General features: G+C 40.9%; 25 protein-coding genes. 18 read left to right on the plus strand and 7 right to left on the minus strand.

Annotated elements, in window-relative coordinates; translation table 11 throughout:
* Positions 1-100: 100 nt before the first annotated feature.
* From mazG to yjgA, 9 genes are all read left to right on the plus strand, one after another.
* Positions 101-895 carry a nucleoside triphosphate pyrophosphohydrolase gene (gene mazG / locus FTU37_RS06930; RefSeq protein WP_180124057.1) on the plus strand — a complete coding sequence of 265 codons (795 nt, stop codon included), beginning with the start codon at positions 101-103 and terminating at the stop codon, positions 893-895.
* Positions 873-1,304: a ComEA family DNA-binding protein gene (locus FTU37_RS06935; protein ID WP_180124058.1), complete on the plus strand. Its 432-nt coding sequence runs from the start codon at positions 873-875 to the stop codon at positions 1,302-1,304. Before mazG ends, FTU37_RS06935 begins: the two co-directional genes overlap by 23 nt.
* A 134-nt stretch (positions 1,305-1,438) precedes the next feature.
* The gene (pcnB, locus tag FTU37_RS06940; RefSeq protein WP_180124059.1) at positions 1,439-2,908 is read left to right on the plus strand and encodes a polynucleotide adenylyltransferase PcnB; all 1,470 of its coding nucleotides are present in this window, start codon (positions 1,439-1,441) and stop codon (positions 2,906-2,908) included.
* Positions 2,905-3,390: a 2-amino-4-hydroxy-6-hydroxymethyldihydropteridine diphosphokinase gene (gene folK / locus FTU37_RS06945; RefSeq protein ID WP_180124060.1), complete on the plus strand. Its 486-nt coding sequence runs from the start codon at positions 2,905-2,907 to the stop codon at positions 3,388-3,390. Before pcnB ends, folK begins: the two co-directional genes overlap by 4 nt.
* A 46-nt stretch (positions 3,391-3,436) precedes the next feature.
* A complete protein-coding gene (gene panB, locus FTU37_RS06950; protein WP_180020987.1) occupies positions 3,437-4,246 on the plus strand; it encodes a 3-methyl-2-oxobutanoate hydroxymethyltransferase in 810 nt (269 codons plus the stop codon).
* Positions 4,247-4,249: 3 nt separating this feature from the next.
* Positions 4,250-5,098 (plus strand): pantoate--beta-alanine ligase, encoded by an 849-nt coding sequence (gene panC / locus FTU37_RS06955; protein WP_078192648.1) that lies wholly within the window; start codon positions 4,250-4,252, stop codon positions 5,096-5,098.
* Between the two features lie 22 nt (positions 5,099-5,120).
* Complete coding sequence (gene rapZ, locus FTU37_RS06960) at positions 5,121-5,972, plus strand: RNase adapter RapZ (protein ID WP_078189595.1); 852 nt, start codon at positions 5,121-5,123, stop codon at positions 5,970-5,972.
* Positions 5,969-6,238 (plus strand): HPr family phosphocarrier protein, encoded by a 270-nt coding sequence (locus FTU37_RS06965; RefSeq protein ID WP_067763492.1) that lies wholly within the window; start codon positions 5,969-5,971, stop codon positions 6,236-6,238. The genes rapZ and FTU37_RS06965 overlap by 4 nt, the downstream gene beginning before the upstream one ends.
* Positions 6,239-6,240: 2 nt before the next feature.
* Positions 6,241-6,774: a ribosome biogenesis factor YjgA gene (gene yjgA, locus FTU37_RS06970; protein WP_078189593.1), complete on the plus strand. Its 534-nt coding sequence runs from the start codon at positions 6,241-6,243 to the stop codon at positions 6,772-6,774.
* A 176-nt stretch (positions 6,775-6,950) separates the two neighbouring features.
* Here the strand turns inward: yjgA and FTU37_RS06975 are convergent, their stop codons facing one another.
* Positions 6,951-8,591 carry an acyl-CoA synthetase gene (locus FTU37_RS06975; RefSeq protein WP_180124061.1) on the minus strand — a complete coding sequence of 547 codons (1,641 nt, stop codon included), beginning with the start codon at positions 8,589-8,591 and terminating at the stop codon, positions 6,951-6,953.
* 535 nt (positions 8,592-9,126) lie between these two features.
* Here FTU37_RS06975 and FTU37_RS06980 point away from each other — a divergent pair.
* The 4 genes from FTU37_RS06980 to infC all read left to right on the plus strand — a co-directional run bounded on the left by FTU37_RS06980 (position 9,127) and on the right by infC (position 14,420).
* Entirely contained in the window at positions 9,127-10,407 is a 1,281-nt protein-coding gene (locus FTU37_RS06980) for a D-arabinono-1,4-lactone oxidase (protein ID WP_373686292.1), read from the plus strand.
* A 57-nt stretch (positions 10,408-10,464) separates the two neighbouring features.
* Complete coding sequence (locus tag FTU37_RS06985; RefSeq protein WP_180124063.1) at positions 10,465-11,616, plus strand: alanine racemase; 1,152 nt, start codon at positions 10,465-10,467, stop codon at positions 11,614-11,616.
* Positions 11,617-11,943: 327 nt separating this feature from the next.
* Entirely contained in the window at positions 11,944-13,866 is a 1,923-nt protein-coding gene (gene thrS, locus FTU37_RS06990) for a threonine--tRNA ligase (RefSeq protein ID WP_180065882.1), read from the plus strand.
* Between the two features lie 5 nt (positions 13,867-13,871).
* Positions 13,872-14,420 carry a translation initiation factor IF-3 gene (infC, locus tag FTU37_RS06995; protein WP_078192643.1) on the plus strand — a complete coding sequence of 183 codons (549 nt, stop codon included), beginning with the start codon at positions 13,872-13,874 and terminating at the stop codon, positions 14,418-14,420.
* A 702-nt stretch (positions 14,421-15,122) separates the two neighbouring features.
* Here infC and FTU37_RS07000 read toward each other — a convergent pair.
* Positions 15,123-15,584 carry an Hsp20 family protein gene (locus FTU37_RS07000; RefSeq protein ID WP_168378471.1) on the minus strand — a complete coding sequence of 154 codons (462 nt, stop codon included), beginning with the start codon at positions 15,582-15,584 and terminating at the stop codon, positions 15,123-15,125.
* Positions 15,585-15,899: 315 nt separating this feature from the next.
* Between FTU37_RS07000 and FTU37_RS07005 the strand changes: the two genes are divergently transcribed.
* Positions 15,900-16,517 carry a glutathione S-transferase N-terminal domain-containing protein gene (locus FTU37_RS07005; RefSeq protein WP_168378472.1) on the plus strand — a complete coding sequence of 206 codons (618 nt, stop codon included), beginning with the start codon at positions 15,900-15,902 and terminating at the stop codon, positions 16,515-16,517.
* 75 nt (positions 16,518-16,592) lie between these two features.
* Here FTU37_RS07005 and FTU37_RS07010 read toward each other — a convergent pair whose 3' ends face one another.
* On the minus strand, positions 16,593-16,928 hold the full coding sequence (locus FTU37_RS07010; protein ID WP_180124064.1) for an energy transducer TonB: 336 nt from the start codon (positions 16,926-16,928) through the stop codon (positions 16,593-16,595).
* Between the two features lie 211 nt (positions 16,929-17,139).
* Between FTU37_RS07010 and FTU37_RS07015 the strand changes: the two genes are divergently transcribed.
* Positions 17,140-17,424, plus strand: coding sequence for a hypothetical protein (locus tag FTU37_RS07015; protein WP_180124065.1), 285 nt, complete (start codon positions 17,140-17,142; stop codon positions 17,422-17,424).
* 12 nt (positions 17,425-17,436) lie between these two features.
* The gene (locus FTU37_RS07020; protein WP_111884728.1) at positions 17,437-17,865 is read left to right on the plus strand and encodes a YqaA family protein; all 429 of its coding nucleotides are present in this window, start codon (positions 17,437-17,439) and stop codon (positions 17,863-17,865) included.
* Here FTU37_RS07020 and FTU37_RS07025 read toward each other — a convergent pair.
* The 3 genes from FTU37_RS07025 to FTU37_RS07035 form a co-directional block, all read right to left on the minus strand.
* A complete protein-coding gene (locus tag FTU37_RS07025; RefSeq protein WP_180124066.1) occupies positions 17,853-18,599 on the minus strand; it encodes an energy transducer TonB in 747 nt (248 codons plus the stop codon). The two genes, FTU37_RS07020 and FTU37_RS07025, sit on opposite strands and share 13 nt — an antisense overlap.
* A gap of 60 nt (positions 18,600-18,659) precedes the next feature.
* The gene (locus FTU37_RS07030) at positions 18,660-19,394 is read right to left on the minus strand and encodes an energy transducer TonB (RefSeq protein WP_180124067.1); all 735 of its coding nucleotides are present in this window, start codon (positions 19,392-19,394) and stop codon (positions 18,660-18,662) included.
* A 104-nt stretch (positions 19,395-19,498) separates the two neighbouring features.
* Positions 19,499-20,752 carry an MFS transporter gene (locus FTU37_RS07035; RefSeq protein WP_180124073.1) on the minus strand — a complete coding sequence of 418 codons (1,254 nt, stop codon included), beginning with the start codon at positions 20,750-20,752 and terminating at the stop codon, positions 19,499-19,501.
* 223 nt (positions 20,753-20,975) lie between these two features.
* Here FTU37_RS07035 and rpmI point away from each other — a divergent pair, with 223 nt between their 5' ends.
* Both rpmI and rplT read left to right on the plus strand, forming a co-directional pair.
* The gene (rpmI, locus tag FTU37_RS07040) at positions 20,976-21,170 is read left to right on the plus strand and encodes a 50S ribosomal protein L35 (protein WP_065994397.1); all 195 of its coding nucleotides are present in this window, start codon (positions 20,976-20,978) and stop codon (positions 21,168-21,170) included.
* Between the two features lie 12 nt (positions 21,171-21,182).
* Positions 21,183-21,542 carry a 50S ribosomal protein L20 gene (gene rplT, locus FTU37_RS07045; protein WP_004647525.1) on the plus strand — a complete coding sequence of 120 codons (360 nt, stop codon included), beginning with the start codon at positions 21,183-21,185 and terminating at the stop codon, positions 21,540-21,542.
* Positions 21,543-21,608: 66 nt separating this feature from the next.
* On the opposite strand, the gene FTU37_RS07050 is transcribed toward rplT, so the two are convergent.
* Positions 21,609-22,763, minus strand: a complete 1,155-nt coding sequence (locus FTU37_RS07050; protein ID WP_180124068.1) for a hypothetical protein — start codon at positions 22,761-22,763, stop codon at positions 21,609-21,611.
* Positions 22,764-22,816 lie beyond the last annotated feature (53 nt).

Here is a 22,816-nt window from a genome sequence, read left to right on the forward strand (position 1 = left end):
TGCTTCCTTAAATTGAGTTGCTCATTCCCTGAGTGAATTTTGAGCATATCAAATTCTGTAATCGAAACAATGTACTGATGAGTAAATAGCTGGAGTTCACATGGAACAATTATTAGCAGTGATGAAAGAATTACGTGAAAAATGTCCATGGGATCAAAAGCAAACCCCTGAAAGTCTGACTCGTTATGCTATCGAAGAGGCCTATGAAGTTGAAGCGGCGGTTCGTTCAGGTCAGATTGACGAAGTACGAGATGAACTGGGGGATTTGTTGCTGCAAGTGGTATTTCAGTCGCAGATGTATAGCGAACAAGGCGCATTTGATTTTCAAGATGTGGTGCAAGCGATTACAGATAAATTAATTCGCCGTCATCCCCATGTGTTTCAGGCAGAGCAATTCTCAGCACTCAATGCGGATGATGTGGCAACACTATGGAAACAGATTAAACAACAAGAAAAAGCAGGGAAATCAGCATCAAGATTAGATGAAGTTAAACATGCACCTGCATTAAGCCAAGCAGATGAAATTCAAAAAAATGTGGCGAAAATTGGCTTTGATTTTCCAGATATGGAAGGGGCTTATGGCAAGCTTGAGGAAGAGCTAGGGGAGTTAAAAGAGGCCTTAGCAGGCAAAAAATCCGACGAAATATTTGATGAATTTGGTGATTGCTTATTTTCTCTAGTGAATGTTGGACGTAAGATTGGCATCTCAAGTGAGATGGCACTGTTAAGTACCATTCATAAATTTAGAAGCCGTTTTGCTTATATTGAAGCACAGGCCACATTACAACAAAAACATGTAGAAGACTTGTCCCTGACTGAAATGGATCAGTTATGGGAACAGGCAAAACAACAATTAAAACAACAGGCTGAATATGTACCACATCCTAAAGAATAAATACTCTACACAATTACTTGTCTTGGTTTTGGGTTTAATGGCAGATTTAACTTTTGCTCAAAGCCCTTCGGGCTACGCGGAATGGAAAGCCATGCAGCAAGCTCAAGATCAGCAATTAAAAAAGCAATCTGAGGCCTCGAAGTCCAAAGTGGCAACTGCACCGAGCAATGCCAACTATTATTTGTCACGACCCAGCACCCAACAAAATAGTCGAACAGATCAGGTACGTTTAAATACAGCCTCAGTCGATGAACTGCAGACATTGCATGGAATTGGTCAGAAAAAAGCAGAAGCCATTGTGCAATATCGCAAAAGTAATGGCTTATTTAAAAGCATTGATGATATTCAACAGGTTAAGGGAATCGGTCCTGCGCTGTTTACTAAAAATAAAGCAAAATTGGCACTTTAAGTGAAGTGTAAAAAAAAGAATTAGGTTAAGCTCAGCTTGAGCATCGAGATAATCAAATTGCCCTTTGATTGTGTTAGAGATATCATTAGCGACATCTTAAGAATTTTACGTTCAGACGTAGGAGACAGCGTCTTTTGCAAACTTTGCGCGCGTCCAAATGTGGTTTATCAACCGCACAATTACCTTCTTCCATTTTAGATGTGATTGATGCCTTAACTAAGGCAGGCTATGAAGCTTATATCGTGGGTGGCGGTGTCCGTGACCTAATGTTGGGTCATGCACCTAAAGATTTTGATGCCGTAACTAATGCGACACCAGCTCAGGTGAAAGAAGTCTTCGGGCGACGTTGCCGAATTATTGGTCGTCGTTTTGAGCTGGCGCATGTCTACTCAGGACGTGAACTGATCGAAGTTGCGACCTTCCGTGCGCCACCTAAAAAAGCCGTGACTTCTGCTGCGGGCATGATTTTACGTGATAATAATTGGGGTACGATTGAGCAAGACTTTGCACGTCGTGACTTCTCGATCAATGCAATGTATTACCAACCACGCAAAGGTGAAGTGCTAGATTTTTGTCATGCAGTAGATGACATTAAGCATAAAACGTTGCGTTTATTGGGTGATCCACAATTACGTTTTGAAGAAGATCCTGTGCGGATGCTTCGGACTTTACGTTTTGCAGCCAAATTAAACTTTAATATTGATGAAAAAATTCTGGATGTCTTTACTCCAGAACTTACTCAATTGCTGCGTGATGTGTCTCCACATCGTTTATACGATGAGTCACAAAAACTCTTTACCATGGGGCATCTCAATCGCGTCTTACCGATGCTGATCGATTTTGGTATCTGGTATCAATTATTTGCAGATATCAAACCGGTCGTAACGCCATTTATTGAGTTGGCAGCAAAAAATACCGATCAACGTATTTCGATTGGGAAAACCATTAACCCTGCATTTTTCTATGCCGTATTATTGTGGATTCCGTTCCAAGAACGTTGTACGTTCTATCTGAATAAAGGTGTGGTTCCTGCTGAAGCACGTGCTCAAGCGGGCTTAGATGTATTGAAACGTCAAGCTACACGAACCATTATTCCACGCTTTGCCGAAACATTTATTCGTGAAGTTTGGGAAATGCAAACCCGTTTACTAAGTCCAAAGCCACAGCAAATTGAAGCACTTTCAGGTCATGCACGTTTCCGTGCAGGCTTTGACTTTCTGCTGCTGCGTGAAAAATCGGGCGATATAAGCACGCAAGGCATGGGGCAGTGGTGGGATGCTTATCAGCAGATGAGCACTGACGAAAAAGAACGAGCAATTAGCCAATACAATCGTCAACGTGCCAAGAGTCGTCGTAAAGCGGCGCATGAAGATGTGGAAGCCAAAACTTCTACTCATCAGCAAGTTGAAATTGAACCGCTGGTGAATGAACCAGAAAGCAGAAGTCGCCGTCAACGTAAGCCTAAATCACATGCCAATAGTCTAGAGACAGTGTCAATCGTTGCAGCGTCAGCCAGTGGTGAAATTGGTGCAGATCATCCGATTTTAAAACGTAAACGTGTGAAACGAGATTTGACTCAGGTTATTTTTGGGCCAACACAATGACGCTGACATATATTGGTTTAGGCAGTAATTTAGGTGATTCTCTACAGATCCTCAGTGAAGCGGTGCATAAACTTGCAACACTCGGAACAGTGAAAGTCTCAAAACTGTATCAAAGCCCGCCAATGGGGCCACAAGATCAGCCGAATTATTTAAATGCAGCGGTTGCATTAGAAACTCATCTAGCGCCTTTGGCCTTGTTGGATGAATTGCAACGCTTTGAACAAGAGTCGGGGCGTGTACGCCTACGTCATTGGGGGGAGCGTACACTGGATTTAGATTTACTGATTTATGGTGAACAGCACATTCAAAATGAACGTTTGACGGTGCCTCATGTTGGTGTTTTAGAACGTGATTTTGTGTTGAAGCCTTTGTTGGATTTAGATGAGAATCTACATATTAAAGGACAACCATTAAAAGATTTACCTATTTTGAATAATCCAAATTTAACTGTATTGGATGCAGGAAACTGGGCCCATCTTTAATTTTTGTATGACCACTTGAGAAAGCCGTCATCTGAGGAATATTGAAATGATTAGTCTAAGTGACTTGAAAAAATTTAAAGCGGAAGGCCGCAAATTCTCCTGCCTGACTTGCTATGATGCGAGCATGGCAAAAGCAATGGAAGTTGCTGAAGTCGATAGTATTCTGATTGGTGATTCATTGGGGATGACCATTCAAGGGAATGACTCAACTTTGCCTGTCACTGTTGAAGATATGGTATATCACACTGCTGCAGTGCGTCGTGGCAATAAACATGCGTTTATTTTGACTGATTTGCCATTTATGACCTATGCCACTTTGAATGACGCTTTGGTGAATTCAAAGACCGTGATGCAAGCAGGCGCACAGATGGTCAAATTGGAAGGTGGTGCATGGTTGTCAGAAACAGTTGAAGTATTGACCCGTAATGGTATTCCAGTGTGTGTGCATTTAGGGTTAACTCCGCAATCGGTTCATGTGTTTGGCGGTTATAAAGTGCAAGCACGTACACGCGAAACCGCGGATCAACTCATTGCAGATTGTAAAGCTGTGGTTGATGCAGGTGCAGCAATTTTACTTTTGGAATGTGTTCCTGCCCAAGTGGGTAAAGAAATTAGTGAATTATTCCCAAATACACCTGTGATTGGGATCGGTGCCGGTGCAGAAACGGATGCTCAAGTCTTGGTTCAACAAGATATGTTGGGACTGACGTTTAGTCACGTGGCGAAATTTGTTCGCAACTTTATGAAAGAGCAAGCAGGGGAAACAGCAATTGTGGATGCGTTTAAGGCGTATCATACTGCCGTACTAGATGGTAGCTTCCCTGCCAAAGAACATACATTCCAAATTGAGCTGTAAGACATGAAAACTGAAACAACGATTCAAGGTTTAAGTGCATCGCTAAATCCAGCACGTGCTGCGCGCAAAATCATTGGTTTTGTACCAACGATGGGGAACTTGCATGAAGGTCACCTTAATTTAGTTCGTGAAGCACGTAAACTGTGTGATGTCGTGGTGGTGAGTATTTTCGTTAACCCAATTCAGTTTGGTCCAAATGAAGACTTTGACAACTATCCACGTACTTTGGAACAAGATCAGCACTTATTGGCTGAAGTGGGTTGTGACATCGTGTTTGCACCGACTGTTGAACAAATGTATGGCAACAAACCGCGCTTAACCAATATTAGCGTGGGCGGCATTACCAATGATTTGTGTGGCGAACAGCGTCCGGGTCATTTTGACGGTGTTGCTGTTGTTGTGACAAAACTCTTTAATATTGTTCAACCGAATTTTGCATTCTTTGGGCAAAAAGATTACCAGCAACTTGCAGTGATTCGTCAGTTTGTACGTGACTTAAATATTCCACTAGAAGTGATTGGTGTGCCGATTACGCGTGCTGAAGATGGTTTGGCATTGAGCTCACGCAATGGTTATTTAAGTGCGGAAAATCGTGCGATTGCACCAACGATTTACCAAAGCTTGAAAACGGCTGAGGCAGAATTACATGCTGGAACTCAACTTGCAGATGTGTTAGCGAATATTAAAGCAACATTGACAGCAGCGGGTTTTGTTGTGGACTATGTTGAAGCACGTACACCTGAATTACAGAAAATTGAAGAATTTGATCAAGACGTGGTGTTGTTTATTGCGGCTAAATTAGGCGCAACACGTCTTATTGATAATATGCAGGTTAAATATACTGCAGTTTAAAACGGCTATGGGGTAGCAAGCGATGAAGCGCATTTTAATTGTTACAGGACAATCTGGATCTGGAAAGTCATCTGCATTACAGATACTTGAGGATTTGGGCTATTACTGTATCGATAATTTGCCATTGGCCTTACTCCCCGAAATTGTTGAAAAACTCGATTCAGAAAATAATCTTGAACAATTGGCACTGGGTGTGGATGTCCGCAGTACACGTGCAGATTTACAAGAGTTCGATTTGGTTTTTCAACAGCTACAACGCCATGGCTCAGTCGATATTATTTATTTGACCACGCGTGATCAGGAATTGATTGCGCGATTCAGTTCATCTCGACGTCCCCATCCGTTGGCAAGTCGTTTCAAAAGTTTAAATGAGTGCATACAGGAAGAAAAATCTTTACTGTTGCCGATTCAATTACGCTCGACAGTACATATTGATACTACTGATAAGAGCGTACATGATTTAAAACATACCTTGCTGTCTAAACTCGGACAGGCAGATAATTTAATTTTGATCTTACAGTCTTTTGGCTATAAGCATGGTATTCCACTCGATGCAGATTATGTTTTTGACGTCCGTCATTTGCCCAATCCGCACTGGGATATGGAATTACGCAAGTATTCAGGATTGGATGAGCCAGTTCGTCAGTTTTTACAACAAAGTGAACAAACTAATGAAATGTTCCAAGATATTTATAATTTCTTGGATAAATGGCTGCCGGCATTTGCCGAAGGGCATCGTCATTACATGACGGTGTCGATCGGTTGTACAGGTGGGCAACACCGTTCGGTATATATCGTAGATAGACTAAAAAAAGCACTTGAGGCAAAATGGTCTATTCAGGTTCTACATAGAGAAATGAAGCACTGGTCATGATCGACACAACTGTTGACGTAATTAATAAACTGGGTTTACATGCGCGTGCATCTGGCAAGCTAATCGAAGTCACGACCAAATTTCGCTCGTCGATTCAAATTGGTAAGGGTGGAAAATTAGTAGATGCCAAAAATATTATGTCTTTGCTGATGCTTGGCGCAGGCAAGGGCACAACTTTACGCTTAGTGATTGAAGGTGCAGATGAAGAAAAAGCTTTATCTGAAATTCAAGCACTGTTTGCGGCAAAATTTTACGAGGCAGATTAAACGTGGCACGTCGACCGAACCGCTATACCGAAGAAGACTTTGAATCCTTAGAAGGACGTGCAAGTAAAACTGAGCAAAAGAAAGCTGTACAACGTATGGCTGCTTTGGGCGAGGAACTTGCAAAACTGAATCCTAAACAGATTAAAAATCTTCCTGTTGAAGAGCGTCTGATCGAAGCACTACTAGATGCACAAACAATTACTTCACATGAAGCACGACGCCGTCAGTTTCAACGTGTAGGTAAATTACTGCGTAATGAAGATGAAACCATGATTTTATCTTACTTAACCCCGCAGCAAGGTGCGAAAAAAACAGCGCAGCTTCAACGCTGGACTGAACGTATGATTGCCCAAGGTGATCCCGTCATTAAAGAGTTCATGAAAGCACATAATGCTGCTGAACATCATCCTATTCGTCAGCATATTTTGCGTATTCAACGTGATATAGCAAAAAATGTAAGCGAAGAAGAACTGACTGCGTCAAAGTTGAAATTGTTTAACTACATTCAACAAGTGGCTTTATTATCTGATAACTAATGAATTATTAGATAGCCAAGTGCTTAGATAGCTCAATGATCAGATAATTCAACATGATCTGATCATTGAAGCAAAACGTGATGTCTATAATTTCACATCAAAAAAGCGACCTGATCAGGTCGCTTTTTTTTTGCTTGAGTATTGAAAAATTCAAGCTTGGCTTTTGAGTTTGAATATTAACCAAATTCACCAACAGCGCGCTCTTTAGCCCATTCACGTAAAACAAACTTTTGAAGTTTACCTGTCGAGGTTTTTGGAATTTCGGTAATCACTACATCTTTAGGTACTTTGAAACGTGCAAGGTGCTGCTTACAGAATTCGATCAGTTCTTCAGGAGTTGCTTCTTTACCTGCTTTTAATTCAATAAAGGCACAAGGCACCTCTTGCCAACGAGGGTCGGGTTTTGCAACCACGGCAGCAGTCAGTACAGCAGGGTGTTGATACAGAATTTCTTCCACTTCGAGCGATGAAATGTTTTCACCGCCTGAAATGATTACATCTTTAGAGCGGTCAGTAATTTTGGCATAACCGTCGGGTTGGCAGACTGCTAAGTCGCCGGTATGGAACCAACCACCGGCAAAGGCTTCGGCCGTTGCTTCAGGGTTTTTCAAATAACCTTTCATTACGATGTTGCCACGGAACATGATTTCACCCATGGTCTGGCCATCATGTGGAACAGGTAACATGGTTTCAGGATCAATGACTTTCATGCCATCTTGAAGCGGGTATGGCACACCTTGGCGAGAATGCAACTGTGCTTGTTCTTGAATGGAAAGATCAGACCAGCCTGCTTGCGATGCGCAGAGTGCAGATGGACCATAGGTTTCAGTCAAACCGTAAACATGTGTGACATTGATGCCAATATTACGCATCCCTTCAATAATCGCAGCAGGTGGCGCTGCACCAGCCACCATCACTTCAACGCGATGGTCAAATTGCGCTTTTTTCTCTTCAGGCGTATTGATCAGCATTGAAAGTACGATTGGCGCACCGCAGAAATAATCTACTTTGTGTTCTGCAATCAGTTTGAAAATCAGTTCAGGGTCGATTTTACGTAGACAAATATTGGTTCCGCCATTGGCTGCCATTGTCCAAGCAAAGCACCAGCCATTACAGTGGAATAGAGGAAGCGTCCACAGATACGTTGCACGTGGCGTCATGCCGCAAGCGATGATGTTACTCGCTGCATTGATATATGCGCCGCGGTGATGATACACCACGCCTTTTGGATTCCCTGTGGTACCCGAGGTATAGCTTAAGCTAATCGCATCCCATTCATCTTGGGGTAAGTGCCATTCAAATTTGGCATCGCCTTGCGCCAACCAGTCTTCAAATTCGATTTGTCCAATCGGTTGTGCTGTGCCTTCAAACTCTGCATCTGCAACATCAATGACATAAATGTCTTGATCGATTAAAGCCAAAGCTTCTGTGGCTACTTGAGTGAATTCAGGGTCAACCAACAGGACTTTGGTTTCCGCATGTTCCAGCATGAAGGCAATGGTTTTCGCATCAAGGCGTGTATTTAGCGTATTCAGTACAGCACCCGCCATCGGTACGGCAAAGTGTGCTTCAACCATAGCCGGAACGTTCGGTAATAACACAGACACGGTGTCGTTTTTGCCAATGCCTAATTGTTGCAACTGATGCGCAAATTGACGACAGCGGTTATACGTTTGGCGCCATGAAATATGACGATTGCCGTGGATAATGGCATCCTGATCAGGATAAATATAGGCTGCACGCTCTAAATAACGTAGAGGCGAAAGTGCCACAAAATTTGCCGGGGTCCGTGGCAATTCATCGTATGCGCTAACCATCGTGGTACTCCAAGTCCATGTCTAATTGTTTTAAATCTGACTTAACAATAATTCAGTCCATAGCTCCTCTGCATTTATGCTTTAGTCGAGTATTTACACTAAATTTTTAAGTAATTGAAATTGAATAAAATAAAAACAATAAGGTGACGAAAATGAACCCTGTAGTTCTCAAAATTGATTTTTTAGCATAAATAATTTAGCTGAAAAATATACAGGTGTTGTTGGTTTTTTATACTGATTTTACCGATATTTTCGTGTGTGATCCTCTTCATTGATCAGGTTTGAATGATGCTTAACGAATAATGTAGAGCACTTTGAATAGTCTGTGTGGGGGTATAAACGAATGATTTTTTCTTTAATTGATCGTGGCTTATTTGCTGTTTTATAACAATAAACTTAAATTTGAGAAGATGCTGAACTTCGTATAATCTAAGTAAAAAATCAAGATGGCTTGTGCATTAACATTGCAAAAGCGGAAATCAAAAATAAAACAATACGGCTAAATACAATAAAAAGTATGGCGACAAGGATGAATATGACAATTCAAAACGACATTGCATGGGAAAATTGGTCAGGTGCTCAGAAGTCGATCCCGAAGTCATTTATACAACCGCAAAATCTTGAGCAATTAATGGATGTGGTGCAATCCCATCCTAAGATTCGCTTGGTTGGCGCAGGGCACTCGTTTAGCCCTTTGGCAAAAACTACAGATACCTTAGTACGTTTAGATCATCTCAAAGGCATTCTAGATATCGATGCTGAACGCTGCCAAAGTACCGTCCAAGCTGGCACAAGATTATTTGATTTGGGGGAGAAGCTCGCGGCTTTTGATCAAGCACTGATTAATCAAGGTGATATTGATCGTCAAAGTTTGGCTGGGGCTATCGCAACAGGAACACATGGTACCGGACTCGAATTACCATGTTTATCGGCATTGGTTACGGGTTTTGAGTTATTAACCGCGCAGGGCGAATTAATACAATGCAGTGCTGAACAGAACAGCGAAATTTTCCAAGCAGGGCGTGTTTCACTCGGGAGTTTAGGCGTGCTGACGCATGTAAAGCTGCAAAACCGACCGATGTATAAACTCAAAGAACAAACGCGATTATGTCCGCTGAAAGATGTCTTGCAGAATATGCAGCAATGGCAATATGAACATCGACATATTGAGTTCTGGGCATTTAGTCATGCCGATCAGGTTATTTTAAAAACCTTAGATATGACAGAAGATGACCTTCAACCGCGGAAAGAACAGTGGTTAGATGATGACGTATTGCTCAAATTTTGTGCAGAATTGACGCGAATTTTTCCACCACTGAATCCATGGCTACAAAAATTATTAGGTGTTTTTGTCAAACCTTCGATGAACGTAGACTGGTCAAGTCGAATTTTTCCTTCTGCTCGAAATACCAAATTTAATGAGATGGAATACCAGATTCCGCTGCAACACGGGATGAATTGTTTAGAAGAAATTTTGCATACCCTTCGACGACATAAGGTTCCGATGTTTTTTCCGCTAGAATATCGACTTGTACGTGGGGATGATATTTGGCTCAGTCCATTTTATCAGCAAGATTCGGCCTCAATTTCGGTGCATCAGTTCTATAAGCAAGATTATCAAGTCATCTTTAAGCTCGTGGAGCCGATTTTTTTAAAATATGGCGGGCGTCCGCATTGGGGGAAATTGCATAGCCTAAATGCACGGCAGCTTCAAAATGTGTACCCCAAGTGGCAGGATTTTTTTAATATTCGACAAGAATTAGATCCGAAGCAAAAGTGGCTCAGTCCAGAGCTACAGCAATTACTGATTGAATAAGCATCGTGTAAAGTTAAACGTTGAAGACCAATTGAACGATATGAAAAAGGGGATGGCATGGATGCATATTTTCAAAAGTTGAATACGCTGCTAAAGCAAAACGGGACGGGGATGCCGCAGTTAATTGTGGATGTTGCAGCATTAAATCACAACTTGGCGATCACTCAGCAGCAAATACCACAAAATCTACATACGCGTTTGGTGGTGAAATCCTTGGCCTGCATGGCATTGCTTCAACACTGTGCTACACAGCTTCAGACACAGCGTTTCATGCTATTTCATTTTGCACATCTGAAAACACTTTTCGAATCGATACCGCAAGCCGATGTGTTGTTTGGAAAACCGATGCCGATTCAGGCCTTGAACCATGCAGACAAGGCGTTTTTGCAGGCAACGCAATCGCAAGTGCAATGGCTGATTGATAGTGAACAGCGTTTAGCCCAATACCTCAAATTTGCTGAGCAGCATCAACTGTGTCTACGCATTAATATTGAAATCGATGTGGGGTTACACCGTGGTGGTCTGAAAACAATCGATGAGCTAAAGGCTATTTTGGATGTAATCGTTCGACATCCTCAACATTTAAAATTTTCAGGATTGATGGGCTACGACGCACATGTGGCGAAGATTCCACGACTGATCCAATCTGCTGAACAGACTTATCAACAATCCCAGAAAAGTTATCAACAATTCAAAGCTTATGTACAACAGCGCTATCCAACTTTATGTGATGAACACACCTGTTGGAATGGTGGTGGTAGTCCTAGTTTTAGTTTTCATTATCAGCAGAGCGTCTGTAACGAAGTCTCGTTTGGCTCGATGTTATTAAAACCCGCAGATTTTGAACTGAAAAATTTACAAGCTTTCCAAAGTGCCTTGTGGCTCGCCACACCAGTGTTAAAAGTGTTGCCGCGGACTGAATTACCACAGTTAGAATGGCTCAGTCGTTGGGCAAAATCTCAGGCTGTGTTTATTTATGGAGGCTATTGGCGAGGGGACTATGTTTATCCTCAAGGCAGTCAGCCCCATGCATTATATGGTCGAAGTAGTAATCAGGAACTTGTGCAAATTCCGCAGACAAGTAGCATAGACATAGATGATTATATTTTTTTACGCCCTGCGCAAAGTGAAATGATCATCCCTCAATTTGCACAGCTTTGGTTGTATCAATCAGATCAATTGATCGCCTTAGAGACATTCAGAGAATAAAAAAGCGTCCTTACGTTCTTTGGTTCAATTGTTTCGCAATTTTTTTTTACGTGCGTAACATCAGTTATGAATGAGAACGTGATTATTATGTTGACAGCATAAAGTGCATTTCGGCTGAAATCTGCTTGAATTATCAGGAGTCTTGTAAAAGGCGGTAGAAAAATCAACTTCCATGGGATTAGAGGTTTATTAAAGTTGGCAGGGCGTGTAAAATTTAGGTCGAATTTTATTTATCCACCGTTTTTATCTTTTGGGGGGTCTCCCTCGATCATAATCTCGCGGTGACATGCTCCATTGTACGGGGCATCACTCCTTAAGGATTTTTATATGCCAATTATCACTTTGCCAAATGGCGATCAAAAAGAATTTGATCATGCCGTGTCTGTGATGGAAGTTGCTCAAAGCATCGGTCCTGGTCTAGCAAAAAATACAGTTGCGGGTCGTGTAAACGATCGTTTAGTTGATGCGTGTGATTTAATTACAGAAGATGCAAGCCTACAAATTATCACGCCTAAAGATGAAGATGGTATTCACATCATTCGTCACTCTTGTGCGCACTTGGTGGGTCATGCCGTTAAGCAATTGTTCCCAGAAGCAAAGATGGTCATTGGTCCTGTCATTGAAGAAGGTTTCTACTATGACATCTGGATGCCACGTCCGTTTACTTTAGACGACATGGCAGCAATCGAAGAGCGCATGAAAAAGCTCATCGACCAAGACTACGATGTCATCAAAAAAATGACTCCACGTGATGAAGTGATTAAAGAGTTCACTGCACGTGGCGAAGAATACAAACTGCGTCTGATCGAAGACATGCCTGAAGAAACTGAAATGGGCTTGTACTACCATCAAGACTACTTGGATATGTGCCGTGGTCCGCACGTTCCAAATACCAAATTCTTAAAATCGTTCAAGTTGACTAAAATCTCTGGTGCTTACTGGCGCGGTGATGCGAAAAACGAACAGCTACAACGTATTTACGGTACAGCTTGGGCGGACAAAAAACAGTTAGCTGCCTACATCAAACGTATTGAAGAAGCTGAAAAACGCGATCATCGTAAAATTGGTAAAGCGTTAGACTTGTTCCATATGCAAGAAGAAGCGCCGGGTATGGTGTTCTGGCATCCAAACGGTTGGACTATTTACCAAGTGCTTGAACAATACATGCGTAAAGTTCAACAAGCCAACGGTTACCAAGAAATCCGTACACCGCAAGTGGTTGATTTCACGCTTTGGGAAAAATCAGGTCACGCAGCAAACTATGCTGAAAACATGTTTACGACTCACTCAGAGAACCGTAACTATGCAGTAAAACCAATGAACTGCCCATGTCACGTGCAAGTCTTCAACCAAGGTTTGAAATCTTACCGTGATCTTCCAATTCGTTTGGCTGAGTTTGGTTCATGTCACCGTAACGAACCATCAGGTTCATTACACGGCATTATGCGTGTACGTGGCTTTACGCAAGATGATGCGCATATCTTCTGTACCAAAGAACAAATCGGTACTGAAGTTGCAGACTTTATTAAACTGACATTAGATGTATATAAAGACTTCGGCTTTGAAGAAGTACAAATGAAGTTGTCTACACGTCCAGAAAAACGTGTGGGTGATGACAAACTTTGGGACATGGCGGAAAAATCTTTAGCAGATGCTTTAGATGCTGCAGGCCTAGAGTGGGAACTTCAACCGGGTGAAGGTGCATTCTACGGTCCGAAAATTGAATTCTCACTCAAAGACTGCTTAGGTCGTGTATGGCAGTGCGGTACAATTCAATGTGACTTTAACTTACCAGAACGTCTTGACGCATCTTATGTGACTGAAGATAACGACCGTGATCAGCCTGTAATGTTGCACCGTGCAATTCTTGGCAGTTTCGAGCGTTTTATTGGTATACTTATTGAACACTATGCTGGTTTCATGCCACCTTGGTTGTCTCCAATTCAAGCATGTGTGATGAACATTACCGATTCACAAGCTGAAGCATGTGAGTCAGTCGTCGCTAAACTTAAAGAAAGCGGTATCCGCGCGATTTCAGACTTGAGAAATGAGAAAATCGGCTTTAAGATTCGTGAACGTACTTTAGAGCGTATTCCTTACTTATTGGTTCTTGGGGACCGTGAAGTTGAGGAAGGTACTGTAAACGTCCGTACTCGCTCTGGAAAAAATTTGGGTACTATGTCAATTGATGCATTCGTTGACCTAGTAAAAGCAGCCGTAGCCGAACGCGGCCGGTACATTGTGGAGTAAAAGCGATTAAACAGCCTGACCGTAATCAACAGGGCGGAAAATCAAACCGTCCTGCCTTGAATGATGAAATTCGTGCAAAAGAAGTCCGTCTAGTAGACGAAAATGGCGAGCAAAAAGGGATTGTATCTCTTGCTGACGCTTTGCGTGCTGCAGAAGCAGTAGATCTTGACCTTGTTGAGATTGTTGCTAATGCTGAGCCACCAGTCTGCAAAATCATGGATTTTAACAAGCATTTGTTTGATCTAAAACAAAAGCAAAAAGAAGCGAAGAAAAAACAACATCAAGTACAGGTGAAAGAAATCAAGCTACGCCCTGGTACTGATGTTGGTGACTACAACGTTAAACTACGTGCCATTATCAAGTTCCTTGAAGAAGGCAATAAGGTAAAAATCACGCTTCGTTTCCGTGGTCGTGAAATGGCACACCAACAGTTAGGTTTGGCTCAATTGCAAAAAATTGAAGCTGACGTGGTTGACTATGGTGTTGTTGAACAAACACCAAAAATGGAAGGCCGTCAAATGGGTATGCTGCTTGGTCCTAAAAAGAAAAAGTAAGTATCCATTAAAAAAGCACTGCATTTGCAGTGCTTTTTTTTGCCTATATTTTGGTTTTTTAATCTCAATGATGTTCAAGGGCACCAATAATTTTTGCTGCGTATTGATTGGAAAATAGAGCAAAATTCATGAATGCGAACTTATGTCTGAGGGTATTAAGTAAGTTTCTTTAAGAAAGACAAATTTGATTATATTTTAATTGATATTCAATCGTTGTTTCGATTCAGACGTTTTGAAATGCTTTAATTTAGTTTTAATGTAGGTATAAAGTGAGCAAAGCTTTTTATTGAGCTAACTATGTGAGATCTATTTACATAAAACAGGCTGTGAAATAGGAATTTTCAGTACCCTCCAATAGATTTTCATCTTGGTAATATTAGGTCGTATATTCCATGTCATAAAAGCAATCAGAACAAAGTACATTTCATATAAATAGATAGTAATACAGAGTAGGATTATTTTTTGCAAGATACGCCAAAATTTAAAAAGAGTAGATGAGCAGCTTGTAAGCCAGACCCACCAAGGATTCATTAAAAACACCTATATGGAGTATTTAGTTTGGAATAAAAAATCAGAACATAAAATTTGCAATCTAGACACTATATTTTTGAGATGGGATGATTTTAATTCTTTTTTATCATGTTACGAATTTAACTATTTTTTTCAAAAAAAAGACCCCGAAGGGTCTTTTTTTATGAGGGTTTACTCAGCGCTATTTTCTTGGACAGGACTTTCTATCAATGCCTTTTTGCCAATTGGAATTTGGCGTGGCAGTTTTTCTTCAGGAATAATACGCTGTAAGTCCACTGTCAATAAACCATTTTCATATAGGGCTTGTTGCACTTCTATATGTTCATCTAAGCGTAAAGACAGTTTAAATGTACGACGAGCAATGCCTTTATGCAGGAATTCCACAGTTGTATCTTGCGCTTCAGTTGGTTTACCTGAAATGCTTAGCACTTGATTTTCTAAGTTTAGCGAAAGTTCATCTTCTGTAAAACCTGCGGTTGCCACCACAATGCGATAGCTATTTTCAGCCGTTTTTTCAATATTGTATGGCGGGTAATTTGGTGTGTCGCTTTGCATGGCATAATCAAATAAATCGTTGAAACGATCAAAACCAATGCTACGACGGAAAAGTGGGTTAAGATTTAAACTACTCATAATTAGAACTCTCTTTAATAAGCAAAGTTGTAACAATAAGAAATGTTCAGTGATGCTTGGCATCCACTGTTCACTAACAAGATCGTTTGATCCTTGTACATGTATCAATATCGGTCTGTGCTGATTTTTTTCAAGGGATTTTTATAAAAAAATTATATTTTTTGAATTTTTGTACCTTAAGTGATTTTAAAAGCAAAGTGATAATTCACATTTTAACGTTACTTTTCAGAAAAACTGACAAGCTTTCACTGGATTAAACATGTTATACATAAAGCAAAATGAGATTGCCTTACTGAAAATTAAAAAGGAATATAGATGATTGATCTCTACTATTGGGGTACACCCAATGGACATAAAATTACCATCGCTTTAGAAGAAATGGGTTTGGAATACCAAATTTTTCCGATTAATATCTTGGAAAATGATCAATTTCAGCCAGACTTTTTGAGAATTTCTCCGAACAATAAAATCCCTGCAATCGTGGATCAGAATGGCCCACGAGGAGAGTCGATTTCAGTTTTTGAGTCTGGTGCGATTCTGCAATATCTTGGACGTAAAACAGGTTTGTTTTATCCAGAAGATGAGTTTGAGCGCGTTGAAGTTGAACAATGGTTGATGTGGCAAATGGGTGGTTTTGGGCCCATGTTAGGACAAAATCATCATTTTAGTCGTTTTGCACCTGAACGTATTCCGTATGCAACTGAACGTTATGTAAATGAGTCTAAACGCTTATATAAAGTTTTGAACCATCAGTTGATTGGTCAAAAATTTGTGGCTGGAGAGTATTCGATTGCAGATATGGCTATTCTGCCTTGGGCACTGCGTCATGAATGGCAGCAAATTCAGCTGGAAGATTATCCATACGTGAAAGACTATATCGATCGACTGACGGCCCGTCCAGCGGTACAAAAAGCCTTAGCAATACACGTTTAAAAAAAGAGCATGGAAACATGCTCTTTTTTTACGAAATAAATAGAAGCTTTTTCCACCAAGGTCTTTGGTTTTCTTTCAGGGTCTTGAGTGAGAAGGGCTGTAAGGCAACAAAGGGGAGGCTACACCATTTTCGATATAAGGTTTGAACTTGGCACGTAAAAGTGACTGCTCAACCCGCTTATCAATGTGTGTAAGTCCAGAGCTTTTGATTAATTCAGCTTTTTGAACTTCGCCGGTGGCTAAAACATACAATTTAAAACTAAGGTCACGATTTTGATTGCCCAGATCGTCATTGTTGAAGTTAAAGAAAGGTCGCTTTTGCCAAATCATTTGATCTTGTGTAATCACGTGTTGTTTGGCAACTTCAGAAGGACTTTGTGCATATAAAGCGGTCAAAATTTGTAATAACACGATAAAACTTAAGCAAAGAATTTTTTTCATAAAGTGAGTTAAAATTATTCAATATTTGCGTGGCAGATTAGAAGTCTCATGTATAAAAGTAAAGTGCGGAAAGACTCCCCTTAAGATTTTAGATAGGACGGAAGAAAATTCTAACGCTGTGTTAGAATGCGGCGCTGCCGAAAAGAACGCGTTGTTGACGGCTTAGTTGGACGATTTTGCGATGAAAGACTTTTTCTTAAATTTTACCCGTATTGTTGAAAATAACCCAAGAATCTATTGGAGTATTATTTTGGGTATTGCAGGCTGCTTAGTGCTATTTGTCGCTGAAATTGTGCATGTTCAAAATATTCTTGCAGATTTACATACCAAAGATCAAAACTTGATGCGGGCTGCGATTGAACCGATTTCTTCACAATATAAATGGTCGAGAATCGTTGTGATTATTGCAGCAGTGCTTTGGTCAAATTTTGAATATTTGAAGTCGAAGAAAAAATTAGGTCTCTAAGCATTCATTTCGATGTGGTCATTTTTAGTTTTATTCTTCGCGGCATTTGGGGCTGCGACCTTACTTCCTTTACAGTCCGAAGCCGTATTGCTCGGCTTGTTGAGCTATGGTCAACATAATCCATGGCTGCTGATTGTGGTGGCCAGTATTGGTAATATTCTCGGTTCTTGTGTGAATTGGTGGCTCGGTTTAAAAGTAGAACATTATAAAAATAAAACATGGTTTCCCGTGTCAGAGCTGAAAATGCAGCAGGCACAGGGTATTTATCACAAATATGGTTATTGGTCTTTGCTACTGAGTTGGCTGCCGATTATTGGAGACCCAATTACTTTAATCGCGGGTTTAATGAAAGAAAACTTCTGGCGATTTTTCACACTGGTCAGTATCGCCAAAATTGGACGTTATCTGTTTATCTACGGGCTATTTTTTCAATTACATTGAATATTTTTCAGCTGAATGCGCTCTTTAAATTGAATTTTAAAGATCTGATAAAACTTACGTGGCGCTTCGATTTTTGCCAGTTCAAATTTCTTTAATAGCAAGCGGGCAATTGGATCACTTGGACTTTGTATTAAACGAATATTGGAAATTTGGTTCTTACGATCTACGCTAAAACTAAAATCTATGCTGAATTGTTTTGCTTCAGATTCCGTCATCGGCAGCTTCATTGCGGGGACGTCTTTGTATTGAAATGTTCTATGTTGTCCAGACTGTTGGAACTGCAAGCCCTCGGGCTCAAAATCAGCCCAGCAGGTTTTGATGGGCTTTCTTTTTGGTGTTTTACGTGTCGATGAATAGTCATCAGCATTAAATTCAAATGGCTGCGTCGCTCGGAAGGGATAGCTGATGCCCGATTCTATATAAGGCCTGAAGCGTGCCTTTTTTACCGCGCTGATGACCATATCATCCAAATCTGGCAAGCCTGAACTGGTGATGATTTTGACTGCGGTAATGTTGCCCGAGTTGTCTGCATCAATTGCGACATTGACAAATCTAGGGCGTCCTTCCAGATCTCCTGGCTCAAATTTAACTTTGGGTGCGCGCATCCAGCTGACAGGTCTGTCTTGCAATATTTTTACTTCGCTGGCGGGCGCAGTCTCAGCGGCAGCATACTGCGTGCACATCACTGTGCCTGCACAGAGCATTAGACCTATTGCTGTATATTGTTTCAACATAGTCATTCCATCAGTGCGCGGCACGCCAATGCATTATTTTAATGCCGCTAAAAATTGAGATTATGAGCAGCCATTCACTTTAAATTGAATTTCATCTTTAAAGTTCGACTTTTTGTAGACCCATAGGGTGCTCGCAGTACGTTTAACCGAGATCTGACTATTTCTTAGTGCTTCAACGACTTTCTGATCGAGTGTATAAATGCCAGAGCCTTGCTTGATCTTGACCTTTTTCACTTGTCCGTGTTTGTCCACTTTAAAGTTAAATTTGACTTTACGGTCGTGCTGTTTCAACTCATGGCTAGTGAGATCTAATTTTGGTTGAGATACATATTGGAATGGCGTTTTCTTATCTGCACTTTGTGCCTTCCAAACTTTTGAATCAAAGTTGAAATCACATTCAGGCGTATTGCCTTTAACTCTCAAATTAAACGCTTGATAGCCAATAATGGCTTTGGCTTCACCATTTTCTAAATGTGGTTTGACTTTAGCTTTTTTGACAGCAGAAATTAAGATTCGGTCGAGTTGATCGACACCTGTACTTTCTTCAACACTTGCATCGGTAATTGTACCTTTTGCATTCGCTGTGACACGAATAATGGCTGCGCGATCACGTTGCTTGAGGTCTTCATTGGCATATACTGGTTTTGGAAAAACCGACCAATTTAAACGCGTGGTTAAATGCGCAGGAGCAACTTCAATATTCTGTGCCGGAAGTTGGTGGGTTTTGGTAGAAGCACTAAACGCTGTAGAAAATGGAGCGCAGGCCAAAAGGGTTAAGCACAGATATTGTTTCATAAGTCTATTCTAAGATCACAAAGTGAGTGATGAATGCGTCGATATTGCTGCGCAGTATTTCCTGTATTGGAAATACTGGCAAGGTTTAAATGGAAAATATGCCATTATTTTTTTGACTGATGGGTAATGTCGATCCAAAACAAGTCACGGGTTTTTGCCCAACTGATCGCAACTACAGCCATGGTCATACAGCCACCAAACAGTGTCGCCATGATCGTGCCCATATATTTTGCAGCCAATCCAGATTCAAATGCACCAAGTTCATTACTACTGGAGACAAACATGCCATTGACCGCGGCAACACGCCCACGCATATTTTCCGGCGGGTAGAGCTGTAAAATGGTTTGGCGAACCACCACGGAGATGCTGTCACATGCGCCGGTCATTGCCAGTGCGAAGAGTGATAACCAAAGATTGCTTGAAAATGCGAATAAAATGGTAAATACACCAAAACCCGTTACAGCCAATAACATATTGCGCCATGCATGATGGGTTGGCGGGAATTTGGTTAGTGCAATCATGGTGATGAGTGCGCCAATAGACGGTGCTGCTCGTAAGTAGCCTAAACCTTCAGGCCCCACTTTTAAAATATCTTCGGCAAAAATCGGTAAGAGGGCAATCACGCCACCAAAAAGCACAGAAACCAAATCGAGTGAAATCGCCCAAAGGACAATTTTGGTTTTCCAGATAAAACGAAAACCTTCACTTAAACTATCTTTTAAATTGTCAGATTCAATTTTAGGGAAGCTGCGTTTACTGAGCAGATTAATGAGGACGAAGCAGACCGTCAGTAGCGCCGCAACACTGAGCAAACTGGTTTCACGGCCTAAAAATGCCAACATGAAACCGCCGAGCATTGGCCCAATAATCACCCCGCTTTGCCAACCAATCGTTGTCCATGTTGCACCATTGGCATAGAGCTGCCGCGGGATCAAAAAAGGTTTAAGCGACGTTGCAGATGGATTATAGAAACCACGGATGGTTCCAAGCCCAAAAATGACCGCATAAATCCCCCAAGACAGTTGGGTGACATCAATTTGCCCGAGACCATATTGGTGAAATAGCCCCCAAAGAATCAGTGGCATCGGTACAGAAAAAAACAGACAAATTTTCATAATGGTCTGTTTATTGAAACGATCTGCAAAATATCCTCCCCACAAAGAGAGGGCAATAAAAGGAATTGCTTCGGCTAAACCAATTAAGCCCAGTGTTAGCGGGTCTTTGGTGATTTGATATAGTGAATAAGCAACGATAATTTCTTGAATCAAAATGGCTAAGGTCAGACAAAATTGATTGAGCGTAACAATCGAGAAATCCCGATAACGTAGGGCTGCAAAAGCATCCTGTGCAGGTTTCATAATGGGCATTAATAGTTGGTGTGCCGACATTATATAAGCCTTATTGGGCATCGCTTATAAAATCATCGGAAAATCTATATCAGAAAATTAATTAAGATCGATATTCGGTAGAAAGATTTGCTTTTGTTTTGAGCAAAGATGCTTTAGAATACTCGCTCCCTTACCTGCAGGGCGTCTTTGCAATGGTGCAGACGTGCCGAACAGGTGTTCAAAAGAGGTTCTTATGCCTAAGATGAAAACTCGCCGTGGTGCAGCTAAACGCTTCAAGCCAACTGCAAACGGTTTTAAACGTCACCAAGCGTTCAAACGACACATTTTGACCAAAAAATCTGCTAAGCGTATCCGTCAATTACGTGGCTGTGTAATGGTTCACGTAAGTGACGTTGCTTCAGTTCGCCGTATGTGCCCATACATCTAAGGAGATTTATAAATGGCTCGTGTTAAACGTGGTGTACAGGCTCATCGCCGTCATAAAAAAATTCTTGCTCGTGCTAAAGGTTACTACGGCGCTCGTTCACGCGTATATCGTGTAGCGTTCCAAGCAGTAATTAAAGCAGGTCAATATGCTTACCGTGACCGTCGTCAAAAGAAACGTCAATTCCGTGCTCTATGGATTGCGCGTATCAATGCCGGTGCTCGTCAAAATGGTTTGTCGTACAGCCGTATGATCGCCGGCTTGAAAAAAGCTCAAGTGATTATCGACCGTCGCGTACTTGCTGACATCGCTATGCATGACGCAGTTGCATTTGCTGCTTTAGCTTCTAAAGCTAAAGATGCATTAGCTGCATAAGTCTTTATGACTTAAAAAAGACCGCTTTTAGCGGTCTTTTTTTATGGACGAATTTGATTAGACATCTTATTTTTTCGACCATATGGCTAAAAACACAATGATGCCAATTGTGATTGCGGCAAATTTTATAAACTCAAATTGTTTAAAAAGTAAATAAAAGCCATAAAGTAAAGCGAATAGCATGGCAAAAATTAAAACTAAAGAAAAAAATGCAACCCATGGTTTTTCAGGCTCTTTATCTGTTGAAGTGTTGGTGGCGGAAAGAGCTTGATCAGATGTTGCCTTGAAATAATTAACTTTGGGGTATTTTTTCTGTAGTTGTTTGAGTAAAGCTTTCTCTTCATCATTGACTAAATTTTCGTGGTTGAAATGATTGGCTGTATAGCACGTGACATCTACATGGTGTTCTGACAGTTTGTACTCATAATCCAATAGTTGTGCATATTCTTCGGTTGTAAATAAATGGATCGGTGAGCTTTCGTTTTTTACATGTTTTAAATTTTTGATAGCAGCTTCGATTGAATTGAGCATTTTAAGCAGACTTAATCCAACTTGAGGTGAAGCTTGATGATTCTCCAAAAGAAGAGGGAGTGAATCATCCTGAAGGTCATAATAATACAAATTATGGATCAGTTTAAATTGAGGCTGAATGTGGGTAGAAAACGGATGTTCAAATAAATCCAGTTGAATGCTATTTACTAAACTGCTCCAACTCGATTTTTTATCAAAGCAAAAGCATTCGTTCCGCTGTTGTTGATTGAGCTCAATCAATGTAAACAGCCCGAATGCGTCATGAAATTGTGTGGAACTTGCACCCCAAAACTCCCGAGGATCACCAATAGGGCTGATATCTAAAATTTTCGTTTCAGATTGGATTTGAACCAGTGCAAAGGCTTGATTTAAATTGTTGTGGAAAACAGCAAGAGGGTAGTTGGTTTTTACAAAGTCAAAATGAGTATGTTGATTAAGTTTTGCATGCTCAAAAAGAAGATCAAATGGATAAAGTGAGCATGTTCTAATCCGCTTTTCAGCCATATACATGATCAAATGATCCACTGAGTCATGTAGTAATGCGTTGGTTTTAAAATCGCGAATCAAGAAAATGTTGCAAGCTTGGCCGCACCATGGGTGCAAAATCTCGTCATAGTAAATCTTCTGGTCAAAAAAGCGTTGAGCGTTATATTGCAAACCCAGAATAAATTGCTCGTAATGATCTAGCATAATGAATCATTTTTTTATTTTTCAATTGTAAGTTATCTTAGCTTGAATTTGAT

Origin of the sequence: Acinetobacter sp. YH12097 (assembly GCF_013419225.1) — a bacterium.
Classification (GTDB): Bacteria; Pseudomonadota; Gammaproteobacteria; order Pseudomonadales; family Moraxellaceae; genus Acinetobacter; species Acinetobacter amyesii.